A 24727-nucleotide genomic window follows, 5' to 3' on the forward strand; every position below is an offset into this window, starting at 1 on the left:
CTACGGCCCGTCAGTGGAAGAAGTGCCGCGTCCCCGTGAAGTACATCGTGATGCCCGCCTTCTGCGCGGCCTCCACGACCAGCTCGTCGCGGACCGAGCCGCCCGGCTGGACGATGGCCTTGACGCCGGCGGCACCCAGGACGTCGATGTTGTCGGGGAAGGGGAAGAAGGCGTCGGACGCGGCGTACGAGCCGCGCGCCCGCTCCTCGCCCGCCCGCTCGACGGCCAGCTTGCAGGAGTCGACGCGGTTGACCTGGCCCATGCCGACGCCGACGGATGCGCCGTCCTTGGCGAGCAGGATCGCGTTGGACTTGACCGCGCGGCAGGCCTTCCAGGCGAAGGCCAGGTCCTTCAGCTCCTCCTCGCTCAGGGCCTCACCCGTCGCCAGGGTCCAGGTCGACGGGTCGTCGCCGGGGGCCTGGAGGCGGTCGGTCTCCTGGAGGAGGGCGCCGCCGTCGACGGGCTTGATCTCGACGGGGTTGGCCGGGCCCTCGGGGCAGCGCAGGACGCGGATGTTCTTCTTCTTAGTGAGGGCTTCGAGGGCGCCCTCCTCGTAGTCCGGCGCGACGATGACCTCGGTGAAGATCTCGGCGACCTGCTCGGCCATCTCCTTGGACACCGGGCGGTTCACGGCGATCACACCGCCGAACGCGGACAGCGGGTCGCAGGCGTGCGCCTTGCGGTGCGCCTCGGCGACGTCCGCGCCGATCGCGATACCGCACGGGTTGGCGTGCTTGATGATCGCCACGCACGGCTCGTCGTGGTCGTACGCGGCACGGCGGGCGGCGTCCGTGTCCGTGTAGTTGTTGTACGACATCTCCTTGCCGTGCAGCTGCTCGGCCTCGGCGAGGCCGCCGCCCGTGCCGGTCACGTAGAGCGCGGCGGGCTGGTGCGGGTTCTCGCCGTAGCGGAGGGTGTTCTTGCGCTCCCAGGTGGCGCCCAGGAAGTCGGGGAAGGACGAGTCGTCGACGGGGGCGTAGTCGCTCGCGAACCAGCTCGCCACCGCGACGTCGTACGCCGCCGTGTGCTGGAAGGCCTCCGCGGCGAGCCGCTTGCGGGTGGCGAGGTCGAAGCCGCCGTTCTTCGCGGCGTCGAGGACGTCGGCGTAGCGGGCCGGGCTGGTGACCACAGCCACGGACGGGTGGTTCTTGGCGGCGGCGCGGACCATGGAGGGGCCGCCGATGTCGATCTGCTCGACGCACTCGTCGGGGGAGGCTCCGGAGGCGACGGTCTCGCGGAACGGGTAGAGGTTGACGACGACGAGGTCGAACGGCTCCACGCCCAGCTCGGCGAGCTGCCGCTGGTGGTCCTCCAGGCGCAGGTCGGCGAGGATGCCCGCGTGCACCCGGGGGTGCAGGGTCTTGACGCGGCCGTCCAGGCACTCGGGGAAGCCGGTCAGCTCCTCGACCTTGGTGACGGGGACACCGGCGTCGGCGATACGGGCGGCCGTGGACCCGGTGGAGACGAGGGCGACACCCGCCTCGTGCAGGCCGCGCGCGAGGTCTTCGAGGCCCGTCTTGTCGTAGACGCTGACGAGCGCCCGGCGAAGGGGCCGCTTGTTGCTCTCGGCGGTCACTGGATAACTACCTTTCGTCCCTCAATGCGATAGCCGTTGCGGGCGAGCCGCCCCACGACCTCGACGAGCAGCCTGCGCTCGACGTCCTTGATGCGCTCGTGCAGAGCGCTCTCGTCGTCCTCGTCCCGGACCTCCACCACGCCCTGCGCGATGATCGGCCCGGTGTCGACGCCGTCGTCGACGAAGTGGACGGTGCAGCCGGTGACCCTGACGCCGTACGCGAGCGCGTCACGGACGCCGTGGGCGCCGGGAAAACTGGGGAGCAGGGCGGGGTGGGTGTTCACGAACCGTCCGCCGAAGCGGGACAGGAACTCCTTGCCCACGATCTTCATGAACCCGGCGGAGATCACGAGATCGGGTTCGTACGCGGCGACGGCCTCGGCGAGCGCGGCGTCCCACTCCTCGCGGGTGGCGTGGTCCTTGACCTTGCACACGAACGTGGGCAGCCCGGCGCGCTCGGCCCGCGCCAGCCCCTCGATGCCGTCACGGTCGGCGCCGACGGCCACGATCTCGGCTCCGTACGCCTCGGCGCCGAGGTCGGCGATGGCGTCGAGGAGCGCCTGCAGGTTGGTGCCGGATCCGGAGACCAGCACGACCAGGCGCTTGGCGCGCTGGGCCACGGGCTTGGCGGCCACGGTGGGGGCCTTTCTCGGGGGTACGACGGTACGGTCGGCCGGGTACGGCGCCGTATGTGCGTTCGTACGAATGCTTCGCGCCCCCGAATACGGGGAAGCCTACGAAGCGGCCGACCGTCAGCAACGATACCGGCACTCCGGGCGGCCCCCACGGGACGGGGGCGTGGCCGGAAGGTAGCGTCTGGGAGGAGCCGGGTCGGGAACGCGTCGCGCGCACGGTGCGTTCGTCTAGTGACGGGCCTGGCCCCAGTCGTATTCGTCAGCCGTACTCACCAGGGGAAGACGCTCACTTGATGCCGGACCGCAGCCTGCGACGCCTCACGCTCACCCCGCAGTCGGCGCAGGGAGGGCGGGCCAGCGGCGTACTGCTGCGGGAGCGCCCCACCTCACCCCCCGACAGCGACGAGCGCGCCGGAGCAGGGCAGGACGACAACCCGTTCGCGCCGCCGCCCGAGGGCGCGCCCGACCGGCCCTGGCAGCCGCGCCGGCCGGCCGACGGCGAGGGCTCGCGGGGCGGCGAGGGCGACGGCCGCTCCCGGTGGGGCAGCCAGTGGAGCGACCGGCAGCCCGGCCGCTCCTCCGGCGGCTTCGGCGAGCGGCCCCGCGGCGGCCCCGAGGGACCGGGCGGACCCGGCCCCGCCGGTATGCGCTGGGACCCCACGGACCCGGTCCAGCGCCGCGCGCGCTATGCCCTGCTGTCCGGCATGTGGGCCTTCTTCTTCGCCCTGTTCTCCTGGGCGTATGTTGCGTTGCTGCTCGGCGCGCTCGCCCTCTACTGGGGCGTCAGCGCGCTGCGTGCCAAGCCCCGCACCCCCGACCCCGACTCCCCGGCCCCCGTGACGAACGCCCGACCACAGACCGCCGCCGCGGTCAGCGGCCTCGTCACCGCGTCCCTCGCCATCGCCCTGGTCGCGGCGTCCTTCACTGCCCAGCTCGTCTACCGCGACTACTACACCTGCACCAACGACGCCCTCACCAACGAGGCCAAGCAGGCGTGCACCCAGCTGCTGCCGGAGGAGCTGCGCGGGGTGCTCGGCGGCAACGGCTGAGGTCGGGGCGGCAAGGGCCGCGGTCTGTGCGGCAGTGTTCTGTGCGGCGTCGGTGCGGTTCAGCGTGGCGGCGATGAGGTTTCCGGGGCGTCCGGTTCCGGCTGGTCGGGCTCTGGCTGGTCCGGCTCCAGTGAGTCCGCCAAGGACGCCTCCAGGGCCGCCCAGCGGGCCTCGCGTGCGGTGTCGTCGTCGCGCCAGCGGTCGGTGGGCAGGAAGTCGTACGACTCGAAGTCGAGGTCGTCGGCGGGCGGGCCGAGGGTGAGCTCGTCGTCGTCGCGGAAGTCGGCCGGTGCCTGCCGGCGGGAGGGGCGGGGCGGGTCGTCCTGGTCGTAGGGCTCGTCGTGCTGGTCGAAGGGCGGGGCGTCCTGTTCGTAGGGCGGCTGGTCGTCCTGGTCGTAGGGCTGGTCGTCCGGTTGGTCGTGCGGCTCGTCATAGCGCTGGTCGTGCGGATGACCGTAGGGCTGGTCGCTCGGCTCGTCGTGGCGCAACGAGACGGGGGCGGACGGCGCCGGGACCGACGCGCCGGTCTCCGTGTCCCGCACCGCCCAGGGCTCCCGGGAGCCGCTCGGCTCGGGGTGGCGCTCCCGCCACGTGCGCACCGCCAACGCCACCGGCACCGCGACCCCCGCCGTCCACACCAGGCCCGCCGCCCCGACCTGCCACCACACCGGCCCGAACCGGGCCAGTGCTCCGGCGCCGAGCGGGCCGCCCGCCAGCCCGGCCAGGACGGCGAGCGCTCCGGCGCACAGCCCGGCGGCGAGCAGCGCGCCCAGCGCGGCCCGGCCCCGGGACCAGCCGTCCCCCGCCGCCCGGCCCACGAACCAGCCCACCGTCACCCCGGCCGCCACCGGCACCGCCCCCGCCGCCCAGTGGAGGGGCGTCCCGGGACCGGGCTCCGGCACGGCCGCCAGCAGCGGAAACGGCGGCAGCAGTGGCGCGGGCGCGGCGGACAGCGGCCCCGTGACCTGGCCGACGCCGAGGGCGAAGCCGGGGCCGAGGGCGTAGGCCACGCCCCAGACAGCCGCGTTCGGCACCAGCGCCAGGCACAGCAGCAGCACCGCGAAGCGGCCCGACCAGCCCTCCGTGAGCTGCGCGAACGCCACCCGGGCCGCCCCGCCGTGCCACACCAGCGACACCGCCACCAGCAGCGCCCCACCGCCGACGTACGCGGCGGTCCCGGCCGCGGCGGCCCGCGCCGCGACCTCCAGCCGCCCCCGGCCCGGCCTCTCCCCGGACCCGGACCCGACGAGGAGGCCGCGTACGCCGTCCAGCGGGCCGCGGGGGTACCCGTACGCCGTCCACACCCCGGTCCCGGCCATGACCGCCGCGACCAGCGGCAGGGACAGCCCCGTCCACAGCCACTGGGGCCGCAGCGCACCGCCCGCCGCGTACAGCACGGCACCGCTCCCGACGGCCAGATAGCCCAGCACCACCCCGGCCCACGCGGTCCGCGCCCCCACCGCCGGGCCCGTGTCCTCCTCCGGTTCCCCCTCCACGGCGTCCCGCGCCGCCCGGTGCAGCAGCCAGGCCGGCAGCACGAGCAGCAGCAGCGGGGTGACGCCGACCGGGGCGGGGACGCCGGAGAGGGTGTCGGTGCGGACCAGTTCGGCGCCGTGCGCCAGCAGCCACAGCGCGGCGGCGACATGCAGCGCGCCGCCGGGCCCGCTGTCGGGGTAGGGCGAGCTGATCCACAGCAGCATCACCAGAACGGCGAACGAGCCGAGCCCCAGCCCGGCCGCGAGGGCACCGCCCAGCAGGCCCGCTGCGAGCCCGGGCGAGCGGCCCCGCAGCGGGGTGAGCAGGGGCGACGACGACAGTCGGCGGTCGGTCATCCGGTTCACGCCCGTCATGCTCCCAACGACACGCGCTTTTCCGTCGTAACAGGCGAACCCCCGCTGTGTCGCTCAATATGTGCTTATGTGCTTTTTCGTACGGAGGGGCTACCGGTGACGCAGCGTCCTGCAACCCCGCTTCCCCCGCCCAAGGAGCGCCGACGTCTGCGCGAGGCCGCGTCCCTGACGCAGGCTCAGCTGGCCGCCCGGGTGGGCGTCAGCCGGGAGACCCTGCGGGCGTGGGAGTCCGGCCGCACCGCGCCACGCGGCCGGAGACGGGAGGAGTACGCGCAACAGCTGGCCGAGCTGGCCACGCCGGCCCTCGCGCAGGTGTCCGCCTCCCGGGAAACTCCGGCCGCCGAAGGGTCCGTGACGGTGAGTCAGGACGAGCCGGTGAGCGAACTGGCGCCCCTCGCCGTACCGGGCGACCACCCTGCCCCGCTCACCCCCGCCCAGGCCTTCGACGCCCTCTACGCCTTCTGCGCGCCCGCGCTCGTCCGGCAGGCCTATCTCCTCACCGGGCGGCGGGAACTCGCCCGGGAATCCGTGGAGCGGGCGTTCGAGCAGGCCTGGCAGCGGTGGCCGGAGGTGGCCGTCGACCGGGATCCGGCGGGGTGGGTGCGGGCGGCGGCGTACGAGTACGCCCTCTCCCCCTGGCACCGCTTCCGCCCCCGCTACCGCCACCCCGAACCACCGCCCGCGGACGCCTCCGACCGCGCCCTGCTGGACGTCCTGCTGACGCTTCCGCCGCCGTACCGCCGCACGCTCGTGCTCTGCGACGGGGTCGGCCTCGGGCTGCCGGAGACCGCGGCGGAGACGGAGGCGAGCACCCGGGCGGCGGCCGGCCGGCTGCTGCACGCGCGCGAGGCGGTGGCCGAGCGGCTGCCGGAACTGGCGGACCCGGCCGTACTGCACCGGCGGCTCGCGGAACTGGCGTCCACGGAGCGGCTGCGCGCCGCCCGGCCGCCCACGGTGCGCGGCGGCAGCGAGCGCCGGGCACGGTTCTGGACCCGGGCCGCCATCGCCTTCACGGTCACCCTGATCGGCGCGACCGCCCTGACGCTGCGGACGGCTCCCACGCAGTACGAGCCACCGGTGGCGCCCGGCGAGACGGTGCGCGGGGTCCCGCCACGGGCGGCGCCGGGGCCGTTGTCGGAACGCGAGCAGAAGCTGCGGAAGAAGCTGCGCGAGGAGACGGCGAACGGCCCGGAGAGACTGGTGCCGGACACCCGTTAGCCGTCGGCAGCCGCCGACGCGGCGAGCGGAAACGCCGGTAGGCCCGCCCCCACCCAGGGGACGGGCCTACCGGCGTTCAGTCGAAGAGACCTCAGCCGGCGAGGATCTCCCGCGCCAGCTTCGCCGTCTCGGTCGGCGTCTTGCCGACCTTGACACCGGCGGCCTCCAGGGCCTCCTTCTTCGCCTGGGCGGTGCCGGACGAGCCGGAGACGATGGCGCCCGCGTGGCCCATGGTCTTGCCCTCGGGCGCGGTGAAGCCCGCGACGTAGCCGACGACCGGCTTGGTCACGTTCTCCTTGATGAAGGCCGCGGCCCGCTCCTCGGCGTCGCCGCCGATCTCACCGATCATCACGATGAGGTCGGTCTCCGGGTCCTCCTGGAAGGCGGCCAGAGCGTCGATGTGGGTGGTGCCGATGATCGGGTCGCCACCGATGCCGACGGACGTCGAGAAGCCGATGTCACGCAGCTCGTACATCATCTGGTACGTCAGCGTGCCGGACTTCGAGACCAGGCCGATACGGCCCGGCTTGGTGATGTCGCCCGGGATGATGCCGACGTTCGACTGGCCCGGGGTGATGATGCCGGGGCAGTTCGGGCCGATGATGCGGGTCTTGTTGCCCTTCTTGCCGGCGTACGCCCAGAAGGCGGCCGTGTCGTGCACGGCGATGCCCTCGGTGATCACGACGGCCAGCGGGATCTCGGCGTCGATGGCCTCGACGACCGCGTCCTTGGTGAACTTCTCCGGCACGAAGATGACGGTGACGTTGGCGCCGGTCTTCTCGATGGCCTCCTTGACGGTGCCGAAGACCGGTACCTCGGTGCCGTCGAAGTCCACGGTCTGACCCGCCTTGCGCGGGTTCACGCCGCCCACGACGTTGGTGCCGTCACCCAGCATGAGCTTGGTGTGCTTCATGCCGGTGGCGCCGGTCATGCCCTGGACGATGACCTTGCTGTCCTTGTTGAGCCAGATAGCCATGGTGTTTGGTGTCCTCGTCCTGAGTGCTTACTTGGCGGCGTGGGCCAGCTCGGCGGCCTTGTCGGCCGCGCCGTCCATGGTGTCGACGCGCTGGACCAGCGGGTGGTTGGCGTCGGTGAGGATCTGGCGGCCCAGCTCGGCGTTGTTGCCGTCGAGACGGACGACCAGCGGCTTGGTGACCTCCTCGCCGCGGTCCTCCAGCAGCTTCAGGGCCTGGACGATGCCGTTGGCGACCTCGTCACAGGCGGTGATGCCACCGAAGACGTTGACGAAGACGGACTTGACGTCCGGGTCGCCGAGGATGATCTCGAGGCCGTTGGCCATGACCTGGGCGGAGGCGCCACCGCCGATGTCCAGGAAGTTGGCCGGCTTGACGTTGCCGTGCTTCTCACCGGCGTACGCGACGACGTCCAGGGTGCTCATCACGAGACCCGCGCCGTTGCCGATGATGCCGACCTCGCCGTCGAGCTTGACGTAGTTGAGGTTCTTCTCCTTGGCGGCGGCCTCGAGCGGGTTGGCCGCGGCCTTGTCGTGCAGCTCCTCGAACTCCGGGTGGCGGAACTCGGCGTTGTCGTCGAGCGACACCTTGCCGTCGAGGGCGATGACCTCGCCGGAGGCGACCTTCGCGAGCGGGTTGACCTCGACGAGGAGGGCGTCCGACTTGATGAAGGTGTCCCACAGCTTGACGAGGACGTTCACGACCTTGTCGGCGACCTCGGCCGGGAACTTGGCGGCCTCGACGATCTCACGGGCCTTGGCCTCGTCCACGCCGTCGATGGCGTCGATCGCGATCTTGGCGACGGCCTCCGGACGGGTGGCCGCCACCTCCTCGATCTCCATGCCGCCCTCGACGGAGGCGATGGAGAGGAAGGTGCGGTTGGCACGGTCGAGGAGGAAGGAGACGTAGTACTCCTCGAGGATCTCCGGAGCGGTCTCGGCGATCATGACCTTGTGGACCGTGTGGCCCTTGATGTCCATGCCGAGGATGTCCGTCGCACGGGCGACGGCCTCGTCCGCGGAGGCGGCCAGCTTCACGCCACCGGCCTTGCCGCGACCACCGACCTTCACCTGCGCCTTGACGACGGACTTGCCGCCCAGACGCTCGGTGATCTCGCGCGCCGCCTCAGGCGTGTCGATGACTTCACCGGCCAGCACCGGTACATCGTGCTTGGCGAAGAGGTCCCTCGCCTGGTACTCGAACAGGTCCACGCGCTTCCGTCCCTATCAGTGATCTCGCGGTTCGTTGGATGCGTGGGCGTGCCGCGAAGGGCAACGTGACGTCCGCTGTCACAAGGGAGGCGCACACGGTGTCCGAGCGCGCGGCATGTCCGTCTCGCAGGTTATCGCCGGTTGCGGGGGCTATCTAAATCGCGGGTCACACCCGAGCGGTGATACCTGTCACATGATGCCGGGATCTGTGGCACGGGGTGTCGGGACGTGTGCGACCGGGACGGAAAACTCACCGGGTTGGGGTCGGCCCGGTGAGGTTCCCTGTTCGGGCCCCAACGGGGACAAACGGGTGCCCCGCGCGGGGCTCGGGCCCGGCGATCCCCACCCCAATGGGGACCGCCGGGCCCTCTCCGCCGGGCTACGGCCGGAACCGCCGACGGCTTTCGGCAGTCGTCCGGGCCGGGCCCTGCGGAGGTCAGACGCCGTACGAGCCGTAGGAGCCGTACGAGCCGTTCTGCGGGGTGTGCAGGTCACCGGCGTCCGGCGCCCAGCCCGGGGTGGCCGACCCGGCCACGCCCTCGGCACCGGTGACCGCGTGACCGGCGAGGGAGCCGCCGGTGGAGTGGACGGTTCCGGTCAGGTTCCCGGCGAACGGGGCCACGTCGCCCGCCACGCCCTGCGCGAACGGGGCCGTCTCGCCCGCCACGCCGTACGCGAACGGGGCGACGTCCTCGGCGACGCCGTACGCCAGCCCGGTGGTGCTGCCGCCGACGCCGTCGACGACCGGCTGCACGGTCTCGTACACGGTGTCCACGACCGGCTGGACGGCGCCCGTGACGCCCTGCGCGAACGGCTGGACCTCGTCCGTGACGCCGTGCGCGAAGCCCCCGGCCTGCCCGGCCACGCCGTAGCCGAACGGCGCCACGTCCGCGGCGACACCCGCACCGAAGGAGTGCACGTTGCCCGTCACGCCGTACGCCAGGCCGCCCGCGTCCGCGACGGCCTGACCGGCGACCGGCACGACACCGTCCACGACGGTGTGCGCGACCGGCGGCAGCACCGCCCCGGTGGCGTCCGCGGCGGCCTTGCCGGCGAGTCCGGTGGCGTACGGCGGTACGTCCGCGACCACCCCGGTGGCGTAGCCGGGCACGTCCGCGACGACCCCGCCGACCACCGGCTGGACGCCGGAGACGGCGCCCCCGGCGACCGACCGGACGTCGGCCACGGCACCGGTGGCGACCGGCGCGACCCCGTGCACGGCCTGCCCGGCGACGGGCACGACGCCGTGCACCGCGCCGGTGACGACCGGCTGCACGCCGTACACCGCGTCCGTGGCGACCGGCTGGACGCCCTGGACCACGCCGTACGCGACGGGCTGGACGTCGGCGACGACGCCGTACGCGAGGGCGGTCGCGGCGTCGACCGCGTGCCGCGCGGTGCCCTCGACGCCCGCGACGGCGTCGCCGGCGACCGGGGCGAGGCCCGCGACGGCGTCCGTGACGACCGGCGTCACACCGTGCACAGCCTGGTCCGCGACGGGCACGACGCCGTGCACCGTGCCGGTGACGACCGGGGCGACGCCCGCCACGGCCTCACCGGCGACCGGCTGGACACCCTGGACGGCACCGGTGGCGACCGGCTGGACGCCGTGCACCGCGTGCGCGACGACGGGCTGCACACCCCGCACCGCGTCGGCGGCGACCGGCTGCACGCCGTGCACCGCGGAGGTGACGAGCGGCGGGGTCGCGGAGGCGGCGGTCTCCTGGACGACCGGGGTGACCTTGCCGGGCAGGCCGGCCACCGTGGCGGAGGCCGCGTCGACCGTGCCGGCCGCCGTCGCGCGGACGGTGCTCACCTTGCCGGAGGCGGTGCTGACCGTGCCGACGACCCGCTGCTCGACGCCGTCGGCGGTGCCGGTGACGTGGCCCGGCACGGAGGAGACGGAGGCCTCGGCGGCCGTCCGCACCTTGCCGGCCTCGGTCTGGGCGACGGTCGCCGCACCGCCGGCACGCGACTGGGCGCCGGAGAGCGTGGCCTGCGCGGCGCCCTGCGCACCGGCGGCCGTGCGGCCCGCGCCGGCGACCGCGTACTGCGCCTTCGTCCGTACGACGCCCTCGACGCCCTGCGCCTGGCTGCGCGCCGCCGACTGCAGGCCCTGCAGCCGCGTCTGGGCGGCGGCGAGGGCCTGCTCCAGCTCGGGCGCGAAGGCGGAGAGGGGGCCGAAGAGGTAGTCGATCGCGTCCTGGGGGGACATGGGGGCGTCGGAGAGCGCGTCGCGGCCCGTCTCGGCGGTCACCTCGACGGTGCCGCTCACCTCGGCCTGCGCGGTGGCGCGGGCGGCGTGGGCGCCCTGGATGGCCTGGGCGCCGCGGATCTTGTGGGCCTTGGCGGCCTTGCCCTTCGAGACGGAGACCTCGGCGTCGATGTAACGACGGGCCTGGTCGGCGGTGGAGGTGGCCGGGGCCTTCTGGGTGGCGGTGGTCGCCGTGGTGGCGGTCTTGGAGACCGTGCTCTCGAGGGCGTTCCCGGCCGTGCCGAGGGTGTCGGTGACCGTCGAGGTCACGCCCTGCACGGCGCTGCCGCCGGTGACACCGGAGACGGTCCCTTCCACCGTGTCGGTGAGCTCGCCGGTGACCGAGGCGAGGGTGCCCTCGGCGTCGGCCGCGTCCGGAGCGGAGAGGGAGGAGGCGGGCAGTTCGTCGGCGCTGGCGTACGTGGAGCCGAGCGCCCAGGCGCCGGTGACGCCGGCGGCTATGACGATCGATCGGCGGATGTTCTTGTTCATTGCGTGCGTCTGATCCTTTGGGGTGTTCGAGACGCCGGGGAATCCGTCGGGACTCCGGGCTTGGGGACATTCCGGAGATGGGAGCTCCGGGCGAATGGGCAGACCTGTTCCGCCCCCGCGCGGCAGGTCAGGCGGGGAAGGAGGCCTGCCCTAGCCGGGGAATACGGGAATGTCCTGATACCGGTCCCGCGACTCGCCCGCGTGGGCCCAGGCGAGGACGCCGGGCACGGGCCACAGCGGAGCACGGTGCTCCGCGGTCATCGCGTACGCGTCACCATGCCGCGAGCTGCCGCCGTCGGCGGCCGTCCGACTGCCGAGCACGCCGTTGTCGCCGCCCGCGGGTGCGGGCCGGGCGGGGGCGTGGCCGGTGCCGGTGCGAAGGCCGAGGCGGTGGTGGCTCGGGGCGGAGGCTGCGGTGGGGGTGAGGGGGTCGAGGGTGCGCTGCGGGTCGTGCTGGGCGCGCGGCGCCTTGAGGCCGGGCCCGGCTGCCGCGTGCGACGGCGACGAGGTGTCGACGTCGGCCGGGCGCTGCGGCTGTGCCTCCGGGAACGGGAGGGGCAGGGGCAGCGGGAGGGGGGTCGCGGTGTCCGGTGCCGGGAGGGTCTGTTCCGGGAGGCCGGGCAGGCCGGGGAACGCGGGGTCGCCTGGCAGGGCGGGGAACGCGGGGTCGCCTGGCAGGGCGGGGAGCGAGGGCAGCGACGGCATCGCTGTGTCCCGGCCCTCGCCCAGCCCCTGCGTCACCGTCTCCACCGTGTTCCCGACGGGCCGCACGACCCGGTCGCGCACGTCCTCGACGACCGACTCGGGTTCGAGGGCAGAGGTGGGCGCCGGAGTTGACGCGGGCTCGGCGGCGGAGCCGGGTGTGGTGGCGGAGCCGGGCGCGGCGGCGGACTTGGACTCGGTGGTGAGCGTGGACTCGGTGGACTGCTTCAGTCCGGAAGTCACCGACTCGGGCTTGGCCTCCGCCAGGGTCTCCGTGGCCGTCCCGGCCCCCAGAGGGGAGCCCTCGACCGCCTCGGCCCGCGCCCCGCAGAGCGTCCCGAGCACGAACAACCCGCCCACCAGCAGGGCCAGCTGAAGCGCACGCCGCCCGGCCGCCGCGCGCATCACACGCACAGCGGCACCAGGCAGGGCTGCTGACCGAGTCAAGAGGGGGAGGTTCCTCCGTGTGGCGGGACGTGGCGAAACAAGGCTCAAGAGGCGTCGATCCTTGCACGGGACTCCCGAGGTTACGCAAGCCCCCTGTTACCGATGGGTAGTCATGTCCCCTTTCGCGCTGGTCTCCTCCGGCGATTCCCGGTTCTCACGCGGTGTCCGGTATCGGCAGCGGGCGCTTCTCGATCGCCGCCGCCATCACCTCCGGGAACAGATCCGGCGTACAGGCGAAGGCCGGTGCGCCGAGCGCCGCGAGCGCCGCCGCGTGGTCCCGGTCGTACGCGGGCGCCCCCTCGTCGGACAGCGCGAGCAGCGTCACGAACTGCACCCCCGACGCCTTCATCGCCGCGACCCGCTTCAGCATCTCGTCGCGTATCCCCCCTTCGTAGAGGTCACTGATCAGCACCACCACCGTCTCGGTGGGCCGGGTGATCTGCGACTGGCAGTACGCCAGGGCCCGGTTGATGTCCGTGCCGCCGCCCAGCTGGGTGCCGAACAGCACGTCGACCGGGTCGTCGAGCTGGTCGGTGAGGTCGACGACGGCCGTGTCGAAGACGACGAGCCGGGTGCTGATCGACCGCATCGACGCCAGCACCGCCCCGAACACCGAGGCGTAGACGACGGATGCCGCCATCGACCCCGACTGGTCGACGCACAGGACGACGTCCTTCTTCACGGCCCGCGACGCCCGCCCGTACCCGATCAGCCGCTCGGGCACGACCGTCCGGTACTCCGGCAGGTAGTGCTTGAGGTTGGCCGCGATCGTGCGGTTCCAGTCGATGTCGTGGTGGCGCGGCCGCCGGACCCGGGCGCTGCGGTCGAGCGCGCCGGTCAGGGTGGCCCGGGTGCGGGTGGCGAGGCGCTTCTCGAGGTCCTCGACGACCCTGCGCACCACGGCCCGTGCCGTCTCCTTCGTCGTCTCGGGCATCGCCTTGTTCAGCGAGAGCAGCGTGCCGACGAGATGCACATCGGCCTCCACCGCCTCCAGCATCTCCGGCTCCAGCAGCAGTGCGGACAGCCCGAGCCGGTCGATGGCGTCCCGCTGCATCACCTGGACGACGGTGGAGGGGAAATACGTCCGGATGTCCCCGAGCCAGCGCGCCACGGCCGGCGCCGACGCCCCGAGGCCCGCCGTACGCTCCTTCCCCGCCGCCGGTTTGTCCCCCTTCCCGTACAGCGCGGTCAGCGCGCCGTCCATCGCGGCGTCGCGCCCGGCGAGCGCGTGCCCGGTGCCGTCGGCCGCCTCCCCGCCGAGCACCAGCCGCCAGCGCCGCAGCCGTTCCCGGGCCGCGTCGGTCACCTGGGCGGTGTCCCTCGCCTCGGTCGTCATGTGCCCACCCCCGCTGGTTCGTTGTCGTCGGCGTCGGCCCGGCTGCCGGCCTCGGTCAGCCCCAGCAGCAGCCGCACCACCGGCACCGCGGCGTCCGCCCGCGCGATGTCCGGTTCCGCGGCGAAGCCGGGAAGACCGGCGCCCGTCCCGGCGACACTCCCCCGCGCCCCGGGACCGCGCCGGACCAGCTCACCGAGCGTTCTGCGCACCCCCGCCTCGTACGCCGAGAGGGTCCGCCGCAGCAGCGGCAGCACATCCGTGAAGGCCTCGGCCGGCACCCGGGTCAGCCAGCCGTCGACCAGGCCGAGCAGCCGCTCGTCGTGCACGAGCAGCATTCCGCCACCGCCGCCCCCGACGAAGCCCTCGATCCACGCCGCCGCGTCACCCGGCGGCGTCCCCGGCGACAGCGCGAGCCCCATGAGCCGCGCCGCCTCCCCCTGATCCAGCACCCCGTCGTCCAGCAGCAGCCGCACGGACCGGCCCCGGATGACCCCGGGCACACTGTCCCGCCCGGACAGCGCTCGCAGCACGGCCTGCCAGCGTCCGCGGAGACCGGATGGGGAGACGGACGCGGAGGCCCCTGGTGAGGCGGGTGCGGGCGTGTCCGCCGTCGCCTCGCCGAGCAACCCCACCGCCCCGTGCACCGCGTCGATATGCCGCCGCATCTCCTCCGCCGCGTCCGCGTCGAGCGCGGCGCAGGCCGGGGGCAGGCCGACGAAGACCCGTTCGGCGAGGCCCGCGGCGACCTCGGCCAGCGCCCCGGTGTCCGTGCCGCGCACATCGCCGTAGCGCAGGGAGCGGACCAGGGCCGGGAGCGCCTGGGCGAGACGGCCGACGTCGGTGTCGAGCGCCGCGCGGTCGGCGAGGACCCGCATCACCGTCGGCAGCGCGTCCGGCAGTTCGGCCAGCAGACAGTGCTCGGCCAGCGAGGTGACGTCGGCGAGGCCCTGCGCGGCGACGGCGTCGGCCTCCACCCTGGCGTTCGCGGCCCCGAGCACCGTCGTCCCCCACACGCCCGCCTCGGCGACCCGCACCGCCAGCTCCGGCTCCCAGCGCAGCCGCCAGGTCTCCCGGAACGTACCGGTGCCGGCGCGCGAGACGGCCGGTTCCCCCCAGGGCACGCCCAGCAGTCGCAGCCGGTGCAGCAGCCGGCTGCGCCCGGCGTCGGTCTCCTTGCGCAGGTCCAGCTCCAGCTCGCGCTCCGGCGCCTCCGGCTTGAGCCGCAGTCTGCGCTGGAGCCGGGCGAGGTCCCGCTGCAACGGAACCGCCGGGGCGGACGGGGGCACCTCGCCCATGACGTCCCCCACCACCAGCCGGTCGCGCACCAGAGCGAGCGGCACGTCCGAGCCGTCGCACATCACCGCCCGTACCGCGTCGGTCGTCTCGCCGAGTCCGGGCAGCGGGCGGCCGCGCAGCGCGGCGAGCGTGTCCGCCAGCCGGACCGCCTCGATGACATGCGCCGAGGAGACCGCCTTTCCTTCCTCCCTGAGCAGACCGGCCACCTTGGTCATCCACCGTTCGACGGGTCGGTCGGGCGCGGCGAACAGATGCCCGTACCACCCCGGCGAGTCGATGCCCGCCCCGTACCCGCCGGCCCTCGCCAGCCGGCGGTACGTCCACGGCACCCAGGTCAGGTCCGCCTTGACCTTGGGCAGTCCCTTCAGCAGCGCCCGGTCGGCGGCGACGGTGGACTTCCGGCGCAGCGCGGGCACATGCCAGGCCCCGCAGACCACGGCCACGCCGCCCCCGAACTCCCGCTGCGCCGCGCGCACCTGGAGCCGCATATACGCCTCCCGCACGAGATCCCGGTCATGGCCTCCGCTGCCGTACACCTCCCGCAGCGACCCCATGGCCTCCTCCAGCGCGGCGAACGGCGCGAACGGATCCCCCTGGCCGGCCCCCCGGTGCTCGACCACGTCCTCCCACCAGCGCTCGGGATCGTCGTATCCGGCGGTCCGGGCGAGCACCGCGAGCGGATCGACCCGTACATCGGCATCGGCTCCCGGTTCCTCCCCCGACTCACCCTCCGGCTCCTCGGCGGAAGCAGCGGAAGCGGGGGAAGCGGGGGACTCCCCCTCGGGCTGCTTTTCGGCCGCCTCCTCGCCCCACGCCAGGGTGTGCGTGGCCGGCAGATCGATGAAACGGGCGGGAACACCGTGGTCCAGGGCCCAGCGCAGCGCCACCCACTCCGGGGAGAACTCGGCCAGCGGCCAGAAGGCCGACCGTCCGGGCTCGTCCACGGCGTGGGCGAGGAGGGCGACCGGCGGCCGCATCTCCTCGTCGGCGGCCAGCGGGACCAGCGCGTCGGCCTCGGGCGGACCCTCGATCAGGACCACCCGGGGCCGCGCCGCGTCCAGCGCCGCCCGTACGGCCCGCGCCGACCCCGGCCCGTGGTGCCGCACGCCGAGCAGCAGCGGCTCGGCGGCCCCGCCGCGCCCGCCCCCGGCCGGCTCGGCCCGCTCAGCCCGCTCGACGCCGGTCATCCCGTCCCCCTCGCCGCCGCGGCCATCCCAGGTCGTCGTCGGACACCGCCCGCGGGGTCGTCCCGTCCGTCCCGCTGCCCCAGGCGACGTTCCACCCGCTGTCGTTGCCGTTGCCGTTGCTGCCGTTCACGCGCTCACCTCCCGGCACGCCCGGTAGAAATCGGTCCAGCCGTCGCGTTCGCGGACCACCGCCTCCAGGTACTCCCGCCAGATGACCCGGTCGGCCGCCGGGTCGCGGACGACGGCACCGAGGACCCCCGCGGCGACATCGGCGGGCCGCAGCACGCCGTCGCCGAAGTGGGCGGCGAGCGCGAGGCCGTTGGTGACGACGGAGATCGCCTCGGCGGTGGACAGCGTGCCGCTCGGCGACTTCACCTTCGTCCGGCCGTCGGCGGTGACCCCGTCGCGCAGTTCGCGGAAGACGGTCACGACGCGGCGGATCTCGTCGATGCCGTCGGGCACGGCCGGCAGATCGAGGGAGCGGCCGATCTGGTCGACGCGCCGCGCGACGATGTCGACCTCGGCCTCGACGCTCTCCGGCAGCGGCAGCACCACCGTGTTGAAGCGGCGGCGCAGGGCGCTGGAGAGGTCGTTGACGCCGCGGTCGCGGTCGTTGGCGGTGGCGATCAGGTTGAAGCCGCGCACCGCCTGCACCTCCTCGCCCAGCTCCGGTATCGGCAGCGTCTTCTCCGACAGGATGGTGATGAGGGTGTCCTGCACATCGGCGGGGATCCGCGTCAGCTCCTCGACCCGCGCCGTCATCCCCTCGGCCATGGCCCGCATGACGGGGCTGGGCACCAGCGCGTCGCGGCTCGGGCCGTGGGCCAGCAGCCGCGCGTAGTTCCAGCCGTAGCGGATCGCCTCCTCCGGTGTGCCGGCCGTGCCCTGCACCAGCAGCGTGGAGTCGCCGCTGACCGCCGCGGCCAGGTGCTCGGACACCCAGGTCTTGGCGGTGCCGGGCACGCCGAGCAGCAGCAGGGCGCGGTCGGTGGCGAGGGTGGTGACGGCGACCTCGACGAGGCGGCGCGGGCCCACGTACTTCGGTGTGATCAACGTGCCGTCCGGCAGCGTGCCGCCCAGCAGATAGGTCGCGACGGCCCACGGCGACAGCTTCCAGCGGGCCGGGCGCGGACGGTCGTCCTGTGCCGCGAGCGCCGCGAGTTCGTCCGCGAAGGCGTCCTCGGCGTGCGGGCGCAACGCCTCGGCGGCCTCGTTCACGGTCGGTTGCACGGATGTCGGTTCCACGGACACGGACATGGCGAAGTCCCCCTCCAGCTCAGCCGGTTCGGTCTGGCATCCACCGTGCACCACGCCACTGACAATCCGTTCCGACCTGCGCAAACGCGCTTCCGGCGGTGTTCGCCGCGACCGATTGTCAGTGGTGGGATCTACCGTCGACGACATGACTCAGCAGGGGGTGCGCTGGACGGCGGACCAGGTGCTGGCACTGGCGCCTGATGCCGCGTCACGCAAAGCGGGCAGCAAACTCGGGGCGGCGGGGCCGTGGTCCGGGGCGGGGACGGACGAGGGGGCGGTGTGGGGACTGTGCAAGGGCGGCGGCAGCAAGCCGTATCAGACGGTCGTGGACGTGGCGGACGCGTCCGGTCCGGCGTACCGGTGCAGTTGTCCGAGCCGGAAGTTCCCGTGCAAGCACGCGCTCGGACTGCTGTTGCTGTGGTCCGCCGGGGAGGTCCCGGCGGCACCCGGGCAGGCACCGGACTGGGCCGAGGAGTGGCTGGCGGCAAGAAGAGAGCCTGCTGCCCGGCAGCGGACGGCGGACTCGGGCGGTTCCTCGCCGGGCTCCGCCGATCCCGAGGCGGCACGGCGCCGGGCGGAGCGCCGGGCCGAGCGGATCACCGCGGGTGCCACGGAGCTGGAGCAGCGGTTGGCCGACCTGCTGCGCGGCGGCCTGGCCGCGGCCGAGCAGGCGGGGTACGGCCTGTGGGAGGAGACGGCGGCCCGGATGGTCGACGCCCAGGCCCCGGGACTCGCCTCGCGCGTGCGGGAATTGGGGGCGATCCCGGGGTCCGGCCCGGGCTGGCCGGTGCGGCTGCTGGAGGAGTGCGCGCTGCTGCACCTCCTCGACCAGGGCTGGCTGCGGCGTGAGCACCTGCCGGACGACCTGGCGGCCACGGTCCGCTCCCGGGTCGGCCTGCCCGCCCCGGCGGACGGCCCGCCGGTACGCGACCGCTGGCTGGTCCTCGCCCAGTACGACCTGGCGGACACCCGCCTGACCACCCGCCGGATCTGGCTGTACGGGGCGGAGTCGCACCGCACCGCGCTGCTCCTGTCGTACGGCGCCGCCGGCCGCGCCCCGGAGCCGGCGCTGCCGGTGGGGCTCGCTCTGGAGGCTGAGCTGTCCGCCTATCCGGGTGCCGGGCAGCTGCGGGCGGCCTTCGGCGAACAGTTCACCGCACCCGAGCCGACGGCGATACGGCCGCCGGGGGTGACGACGAGCCAGGCGGCGGCCCGTTACGGCGAGGCACTGCGGGACGACCCCTGGCTGGAGGCGGTCCCGGTGACCCTGGACCGGGTCGTGCCGACGCCGGACGGCGAGTCCTGGCAGCTGGCGGACGCGGACGAGGACGCGGCCCTACCGCTGACGCCCGCGGCTCGCTCCCGGCCGGGCCTGTGGCGCCTCGTCGCGCTCTCGGGCGGAGCCCCCATCACGGTCTTCGGCGAGTGCGGCCACCAGGGCTTCACCCCGCTGACGGCCTGGCCGCAGGGAGCGGGCGGGGCGGTGCAGCTGCACTGACCCGGCAGGCCTCCGCCGACCCGGATACGCATCCGTCCCGCCTTACGGGACACCCGCCACGCGTGTCCCTTCCGCCAAACCTTCCGCCACACCGACCAGCGCTCGCCCGAAAGGAACCCCGTGACCAGGACTTCCACTCCTGCGCAACCGCCCGCCACGGGCGCCTGGGAGGAGCTCGTCACCGCCGCGCTGCTCGGCACGGACCGGCGTACGCCGCCCGGTGTCGCGCCGGGCGGCCAGGCACCGGCGGCGCTGCTGGACGCGGCCGCGGTGGAGACCGTACGGCGGCGTGCCGGGCTGCGCCCCGCGCGGGCGGCGCGGCGGCCGGAACCGGCGCCCGAGGATCCACGGCCGGCGCTGCCCGCCGCGGCGGCCCGCAGACTCGCCATGTTGCTGGCCGACCGGTCCGGCACGGCGGGCGGCGGGCGCAGAGGCACCGCACCGGATCTGATGGAGCTGCTGCCCCAGTGGCTGGCGCTGGCCAACGCCCGTGGCTTCGCGGCGCCTCCGCAGGCCCTGCCCGCACTGCTGGACGCGGCCCGGGGCCGGACGGATCTGCGGCCGGCGGCGCTGGCGTTCGCGGGCCCGCGCGCCCTGTGGCTCGCCCGGCTCAACCCGGACTGGCGGTTCGCGCTGCGCGCGGCACCGGGCGGCGACGCCGCGCTGCCGCGGCCGCAGGACACGGAGCGGGTGCGGAACCTGTGGCAGGAGGGCCTGTTCGCGGAACGGGTCGCCCTGCTGGCGGCCGTACGCGCGCACGATCCGGGCGCCGCCCGCGAGCTGCTGGCGGGCACCTGGTCGACGGAACGCGCCGAGGACCGGCTGATGTTCCTGGACTCGCTGCGCACCGGGCTGAGCCCGGACGACGAGCCCTTCCTGGAACAGGCGCTCGCCGACCGCAGCCGTAACGTCCGGGCGACGGCGGCGGAGCTGCTGTCGGCGCTGCCGGGTTCGGCTCTGGCGGGGCGGATGGCGGTCCGGGCGGCGGCCTGCGTCGCCGTCGACCACACCGGGGACGGTCCACGACTCGTCGTCGAGGCACCGCACGAGTGCGACGCGAGCATGGAGCGCGACGGTGTGGTCGCCAAGGCCCCGACAGGGCGAGGTGAACGGTCGTGGTGGTTGGGACAGTTGGTGGAGGCGGCACCGCTGACGGCCTGGCCGGCGCGGCTGGGCGGCCGTACGCCGCGGGAGATCCTCGCCCTGCCGGTGGCCGACGACTGGCGGAGCGAGCTGCACGCGGCCTGGTGCCGGGCGGCGGTGCGACAGCGGGACGCCGAGTGGGCACGGGCGCTCCTCGGTGCGCCGTCGTCGCCCGAGGCGGGCGGTCCGGGAGCGGTGTCCCTGGCCGAGCGGGCCAAGCTGCTGGGCACGCTCGGCGCGGACGAACGGGCCGTGTGGGTCGCCGGGTTCATCGCGGCGCACGGCCTGTCGGAGGCGTTTCAGCTGCTCGGGGTGTGCGCGGTGCCGTGGGCCGCACCGCTGGGGCGGGCGGTCGTCGACGCGCTCAACATCGCGCGGGACGCGGGGAGTTACCCATGGAGCTTCAGTGGCGTGATGGGACTGGCCGAGCGCTGCCTGGACCCGTCCGAGGCGAGCCGCCTCGACGGTCTCCTGGCCGCGCCGGAGGAAGCGGAGGACGCGTCACCGGGCGCGGGCGGGTACTGGGCGGAGGCGTTCCAGCGCCTGGTGACCACGCTGCGCCTGCGGGCGGCGATGGCCGAGGAGCTGGGTCAGGCACCGATCGGCGGCACCAACTCGTCCGGTGTGTGAGGCCGAGGCCCGTTCAGGGCCGAAGCGAGGCAGCGGTCCGGGCGCGGCAGCCCCCGCACGGCGCCCCCGACACGCCGGGCCCGCGGAGCCCACCGACACCGGCGGCACCCAACGCACCACCGACACCGGCGGCACCCACCGCACCAGCGACACAGGTGGCACCAGCGACACCATCAACCGCGGCACACCCGCCGGAGGCCTACGCCTCGGCCGGCTGCCGCACGTTGGCCCGCACCCACTCCACGATCGACGCGGTCGTCGCACCGGGCGTGAAGATCTCGGCGACGCCCTTCTCCTTCAGCGGCGGAATGTCGCCCTCGGGGATGATCCCGCCGCCGAAGACCAGGATGTCCGCCGCGTCACGCTCCTTGAGCAGGTCGATCACCGCCGCGAACAGCGTGTTGTGCGCGCCGGAGAGGATGGACAGGCCGATCGCGTCGGCGTCCTCCTGGATCGCGGTGTCGACGATCTGCTCGGGGGTCTGGTGGAGCCCGGTGTAGATGACCTCCATACCGGCGTCGCGCAGCGCACGCGCGATCACCTTGGCCCCCCGATCGTGGCCGTCGAGCCCCGGCTTGGCGACCACCACGCGGATCGGACCGGCTGCCACACCCATCACTGCCTCCATGAAGCGATTACATCCATCCGTACCGACAAGTACCGCACACATCACACATGCCGTACATGTGGCGCGTATCACATATTCGTTGCGCGCGTACCGCGCGGTCCGCCGCCCACCTTCCGGGGGCGCCACCACGGCACGGACACCCCCGTCCCGCACCGACCGGGGAAGTGAACGAACGTTATCGCCAGCATCCCGCAACCGGCAGTTTCACGGTGGAGAGCGAGGGGGAAATCACACGTGGGACACATTCGCAGCGCACCGTTCCGAGCCCTCGCGGCCCACGCGTCAGCTCAGCCGCCGGCCCACGGACCGGCCCGGAACCCTGCGCGACGGGAGCCGTCACGAGGACGCCGCACCCTCGCGCCGCAGGCCGCACGGCCCGGCGGTGCGGCACATCGACGTACGGACGAAGACCATGCGCGGCGGGTGAGGCCGCCCGGGCTCGCTCCGCCGCCGACCTCCTCCGCCACGGCCTCCCTCGAGAGCACACGGGGGACAGAGCCGTCCTCCCGTGTGCCGACAGGAGGTCGGCCATGAAGGCCTTGCAGCTCACCCGGGCGCTGCCGCCCTTTCCTTCACTGCCCCTCCCCCTGCCCTCACTGCCCCTCCCCCTGCTCTGCCGACGTCTGCTCCCGGGCGGCCTGGCCGGGCTCTCCGTGGCCCTGCTGAAGGCGACCGCCCTCGAGGCCGTGATCCTCGCGGGCCACCTCCTGCTCTACCCGTCCGGCATCACCCAGGAGCGCCGGCTCCCCGCCCCGGCCGCACCGGACCCGGAGTCGGCGCCGCGGCTGCCGGCCCGGTCCCGGCCGCCGGTCGTCCTGCTGCACGGCTTCATCGACAACCGCTCCGTGTTCGTGCTGCTGCGCCGCACCCTGGCCCAGCACGGCGGACAACGGGTCGAATCGCTCAACTACTCGCCGCTGACCTGCGACGTCCGCACCGCCGCCGCGCTGCTGGGCCGGCACATCGAGGAGATCTGCGAACGCACGGGCAGCGAACGGGTCGACGTCGTCGGCCACAGCCTCGGCGGCCTGATCGCGCGTTACTACGTCCAACGGCTCGGCGGCGACCGGCGCGTGCGCACCCTGGTCACGCTCGGCACCCCGCACTCCGGCACCCGGGCCGTGCGGCTGGCCAACGCCCATCCGATCGTGCGGCAGATGCGTCCCGGCTCGGATGTGCTCGAGGAGCTGGCGGGGCCGGCGCCCGGCTGCCGTACGCACTTCGTGAGCTTCTGGAGCGACCTCGACCATGTGATGGACCCGCCGGAGGCCGCCCGCCTCGACCATCCCGACCTGTCCGCGCGGAACGTACGGGTGACGGGCATCGGGCATCTCGCCCTGCCCGTGCATCCGGCCGTCGCGTCCGGGATACGGCAGGCCCTCGACCTGGTGCATCGGACGGGGTCGGACGCCACCGCGCACACCGACGACGTGACCGTGGCGTGAGCACCGGGGCGGCCGGACGCCGACCGCCCCGGCCTCAACAGCCCGTCAGCACAACCGACGCACGGCCGACTCACCGGCGCCGGACAGCCGCCTGACATCGAACACTCTTCGAACACAAGGCCAAAGTCGTGCCCGCCCTCCCCCGAAACACGGCCGAATGCCCGTTTCCCCGGCGCACGAAACCTGCCGAAGATTGTCGTGCCCGCGTACCGCCGGGTACAGTCGCCGCACTGCTCTGGCAGCCCCTGTTGTCGAGGCGAAAGAGAAGTTGGTGAACGACCGTCACCCGTCGGGGAGCATGACCACCCCGGCTCCGGCTTCCGACGCCGCCTCGGGGCACTACGCGCCCTACGGCACCCAGGAAGCCCACTACGGCGACTTCACCACATACGGTGGCTACCAGGCCAACGGTTTTGACACCGGCGGCCATCCCATCGCCTCCGCCCCCACGACCTTCCAGGCGGACCCCCTCTTCGGCGACATGAACAGCGGCCACGACACGGGCGCGTACGACAGCGCCCAGTGGTCCACCGGCAGCCATCACACCCTGGACCAGGACCCGTACGCGGCCCAGCAGCACGCCGCCTATGACACCGGTGCCTACGACACCACCGCCTGGTCGGGCGACTACCAGCAGATCGCCGGCATTCCGCAGCAGTCCACGGCGCCCGACGCCAGCGGGCAGTGGGACGCGAGCGCCTGGCTCCAGCCCGAGCAGTCCGGCGGCCCGGCCGACCAGACCCAGCAGTGGGAATGGGGCACGCAGGCCTTCGACACCGGGGCGTACGACGCCACCCAGTGGAACACCGCCGGCGGCGACGCCGAGCAGCAGGCGACCGCCGCCTTCGAGCAAGTCGCGTACGAGGACTCCGCGGTCTACGCGGAAGCCGCGTCCTACGAGGAGCCCACGGGCTACGACGACCCGGCCGGCTACGAGGGCGGCAGCGCCTACGAAGAGCCTGGGCAAACCGTTCCGCCGGAGGACGGCCTGACCGGCAACGGCGAACTTCCCACCGTCACGGACCTCCTCGACGGCCAGGAGGAGACCACCCCGGCCCCCGTCTCGCGCGCGGCCTCGCGCAGCGGGTCCCGCTCCCGCCGCCGTAGCCCCGCCAAGCGTTCCGCGCTGCTGACCGTCGCCGTGCCCTCGGCGTGTGTGATGGGCGTGGCGGGCATCGCCGCCGCCTCCGTCGGCACCTTCTCCGCCGACGACTCCCAGGAGTCCTCGACGACCGCGGCCGACGCCCCGCCGGTGAAACCGTCCGCCGCCAACAACAAGCTGGACACCCAGCTGGAGAGCCTCACCGCCGAGGCGGACGACTTCGCCGACCGGGCCAGCCGCACCCAGGAGCGCATCGACCTCAAGGCGCAGCAGGAGGCCGAGCGCAAACGGGCCGCCGAGGAGGCCGCCCGCAAGGAGCGACTCCGCCCGAAGTTCGCCCTCCCGGTCGCCCAGCACGGGCTCAGCGCCTACTACGGCCAGTCCGGCATCAACTGGATGTCCCTGCACACCGGTATCGACTTCCCGGTCTCCTACGGCTCGACCGTGATGGCCGCCACCGACGGCACCGTCCGCACGGAGTGGAACAGCGCCTACGGCAACATGATGATCGTGACCGCGAAGGACGGCACGGAGACCTGGTACTGCCACCTCTCCAGCTACCGCGTGGCCTCCGGTACGACCGTCAAGGCCGGTGACCCGATCGCCTTCTCCGGTAACTCCGGCAACTCGACCGGCCCGCATCTGCACTTCGAGGTCCGCCCGGGCGGCGGCTCGGCCATAGACCCGCTGTCCTGGCTGCGCAGCCACGGGCTGGATCCGACGTAGCGCTTCTCACCACACTGCCTTCGAGCGAGCCCCCGGCCCCGTCCAGCGGGCGGGGGCTCCTCTCGTGCAGC

General features: G+C 74.0%; 17 protein-coding genes. 6 read left to right on the forward strand and 11 right to left on the reverse strand.

The genetic code is table 11. The features are described from left to right. Nucleotides 1–10: 10 nt before the first annotated feature. Together purH and purN are read right to left on the reverse strand one after the other, a co-directional pair. The gene (gene purH, locus ACZ42A_RS08785) at nucleotides 11–1576 is read right to left on the reverse strand and encodes a bifunctional phosphoribosylaminoimidazolecarboxamide formyltransferase/IMP cyclohydrolase (protein WP_468526472.1); all 1566 of its coding nucleotides are present in this window, start codon (nucleotides 1574–1576) and stop codon (nucleotides 11–13) included. After that, complete coding sequence (gene purN / locus ACZ42A_RS08790) at nucleotides 1573–2211, reverse strand: phosphoribosylglycinamide formyltransferase (RefSeq protein ID WP_468526473.1); 639 nt, start codon at nucleotides 2209–2211, stop codon at nucleotides 1573–1575. Before purN ends, purH begins: the two co-directional genes overlap by 4 nt. Nucleotides 2212–2504: 293 nt before the next feature. On the opposite strand from purN, the gene ACZ42A_RS08795 reads away from it, so the two are divergent. Continuing rightward, on the forward strand, nucleotides 2505–3260 hold the full coding sequence (locus tag ACZ42A_RS08795; RefSeq protein ID WP_468526474.1) for a hypothetical protein: 756 nt from the start codon (nucleotides 2505–2507) through the stop codon (nucleotides 3258–3260). Between the two features lie 59 nt (nucleotides 3261–3319). Here ACZ42A_RS08795 and ACZ42A_RS08800 read toward each other — a convergent pair whose 3' ends face one another. After that, on the reverse strand, nucleotides 3320–5110 hold the full coding sequence (locus tag ACZ42A_RS08800) for a cell division protein PerM (RefSeq protein WP_468526475.1): 1791 nt from the start codon (nucleotides 5108–5110) through the stop codon (nucleotides 3320–3322). Between the two features lie 96 nt (nucleotides 5111–5206). Between ACZ42A_RS08800 and ACZ42A_RS08805 the strand changes: the two genes are divergently transcribed. Beyond that, nucleotides 5207–6328, forward strand: coding sequence for a helix-turn-helix domain-containing protein (locus tag ACZ42A_RS08805; protein WP_468526476.1), 1122 nt, complete (start codon nucleotides 5207–5209; stop codon nucleotides 6326–6328). A 91-nt stretch (nucleotides 6329–6419) separates the two neighbouring features. Here the strand turns inward: ACZ42A_RS08805 and sucD are convergent, their stop codons facing one another. The 7 genes from sucD to ACZ42A_RS08840 all read right to left on the reverse strand — a co-directional run bounded on the left by sucD (nucleotide 6420) and on the right by ACZ42A_RS08840 (nucleotide 17484). Next, the gene (sucD, locus tag ACZ42A_RS08810) at nucleotides 6420–7304 is read right to left on the reverse strand and encodes a succinate--CoA ligase subunit alpha (RefSeq protein WP_468526477.1); all 885 of its coding nucleotides are present in this window, start codon (nucleotides 7302–7304) and stop codon (nucleotides 6420–6422) included. Nucleotides 7305–7331: 27 nt separating this feature from the next. After that, on the reverse strand, nucleotides 7332–8513 hold the full coding sequence (gene sucC, locus ACZ42A_RS08815; RefSeq protein WP_468526478.1) for an ADP-forming succinate--CoA ligase subunit beta: 1182 nt from the start codon (nucleotides 8511–8513) through the stop codon (nucleotides 7332–7334). Nucleotides 8514–8949: 436 nt separating this feature from the next. Beyond that, nucleotides 8950–11259 carry a hypothetical protein gene (locus tag ACZ42A_RS08820; RefSeq protein ID WP_468526479.1) on the reverse strand — a complete coding sequence of 770 codons (2310 nt, stop codon included), beginning with the start codon at nucleotides 11257–11259 and terminating at the stop codon, nucleotides 8950–8952. A 150-nt stretch (nucleotides 11260–11409) separates the two neighbouring features. Then, a complete protein-coding gene (locus ACZ42A_RS08825) occupies nucleotides 11410–12366 on the reverse strand; it encodes a hypothetical protein (protein ID WP_468526770.1) in 957 nt (318 codons plus the stop codon). 196 nt (nucleotides 12367–12562) lie between these two features. Next, on the reverse strand, nucleotides 12563–13744 hold the full coding sequence (locus tag ACZ42A_RS08830) for a VWA domain-containing protein (protein ID WP_468526480.1): 1182 nt from the start codon (nucleotides 13742–13744) through the stop codon (nucleotides 12563–12565). Continuing rightward, a complete protein-coding gene (locus ACZ42A_RS08835) occupies nucleotides 13741–16227 on the reverse strand; it encodes a DUF5682 family protein (RefSeq protein ID WP_468526481.1) in 2487 nt (828 codons plus the stop codon). Before ACZ42A_RS08835 ends, ACZ42A_RS08830 begins: the two co-directional genes overlap by 4 nt. Nucleotides 16228–16353: 126 nt before the next feature. After that, nucleotides 16354–17484, reverse strand: coding sequence for an ATP-binding protein (locus ACZ42A_RS08840; protein ID WP_468526482.1), 1131 nt, complete (start codon nucleotides 17482–17484; stop codon nucleotides 16354–16356). 145 nt (nucleotides 17485–17629) lie between these two features. Here ACZ42A_RS08840 and ACZ42A_RS08845 point away from each other — a divergent pair, with 145 nt between their 5' ends. Continuing rightward, nucleotides 17630–18982, forward strand: a complete 1353-nt coding sequence (locus ACZ42A_RS08845; protein ID WP_468526483.1) for an SWIM zinc finger family protein — start codon at nucleotides 17630–17632, stop codon at nucleotides 18980–18982. A 120-nt stretch (nucleotides 18983–19102) separates the two neighbouring features. Beyond that, a complete protein-coding gene (locus tag ACZ42A_RS08850) occupies nucleotides 19103–20755 on the forward strand; it encodes a DUF5691 domain-containing protein (RefSeq protein WP_468526484.1) in 1653 nt (550 codons plus the stop codon). Between the two features lie 199 nt (nucleotides 20756–20954). Here ACZ42A_RS08850 and ACZ42A_RS08855 read toward each other — a convergent pair whose 3' ends face one another. Then, nucleotides 20955–21371 (reverse strand): cobalamin B12-binding domain-containing protein, encoded by a 417-nt coding sequence (locus ACZ42A_RS08855; protein ID WP_468526485.1) that lies wholly within the window; start codon nucleotides 21369–21371, stop codon nucleotides 20955–20957. Between the two features lie 587 nt (nucleotides 21372–21958). Between ACZ42A_RS08855 and ACZ42A_RS08860 the strand changes: the two genes are divergently transcribed. Then, a complete protein-coding gene (locus tag ACZ42A_RS08860) occupies nucleotides 21959–22828 on the forward strand; it encodes an esterase/lipase family protein (protein ID WP_468526771.1) in 870 nt (289 codons plus the stop codon). Between the two features lie 298 nt (nucleotides 22829–23126). Continuing rightward, nucleotides 23127–24656, forward strand: a complete 1530-nt coding sequence (locus ACZ42A_RS08865; protein ID WP_468526486.1) for a M23 family metallopeptidase — start codon at nucleotides 23127–23129, stop codon at nucleotides 24654–24656. Nucleotides 24657–24727 lie beyond the last annotated feature (71 nt).

The sequence above is a fragment of the Streptomyces sp. NPDC030838 genome (assembly GCF_055572035.1).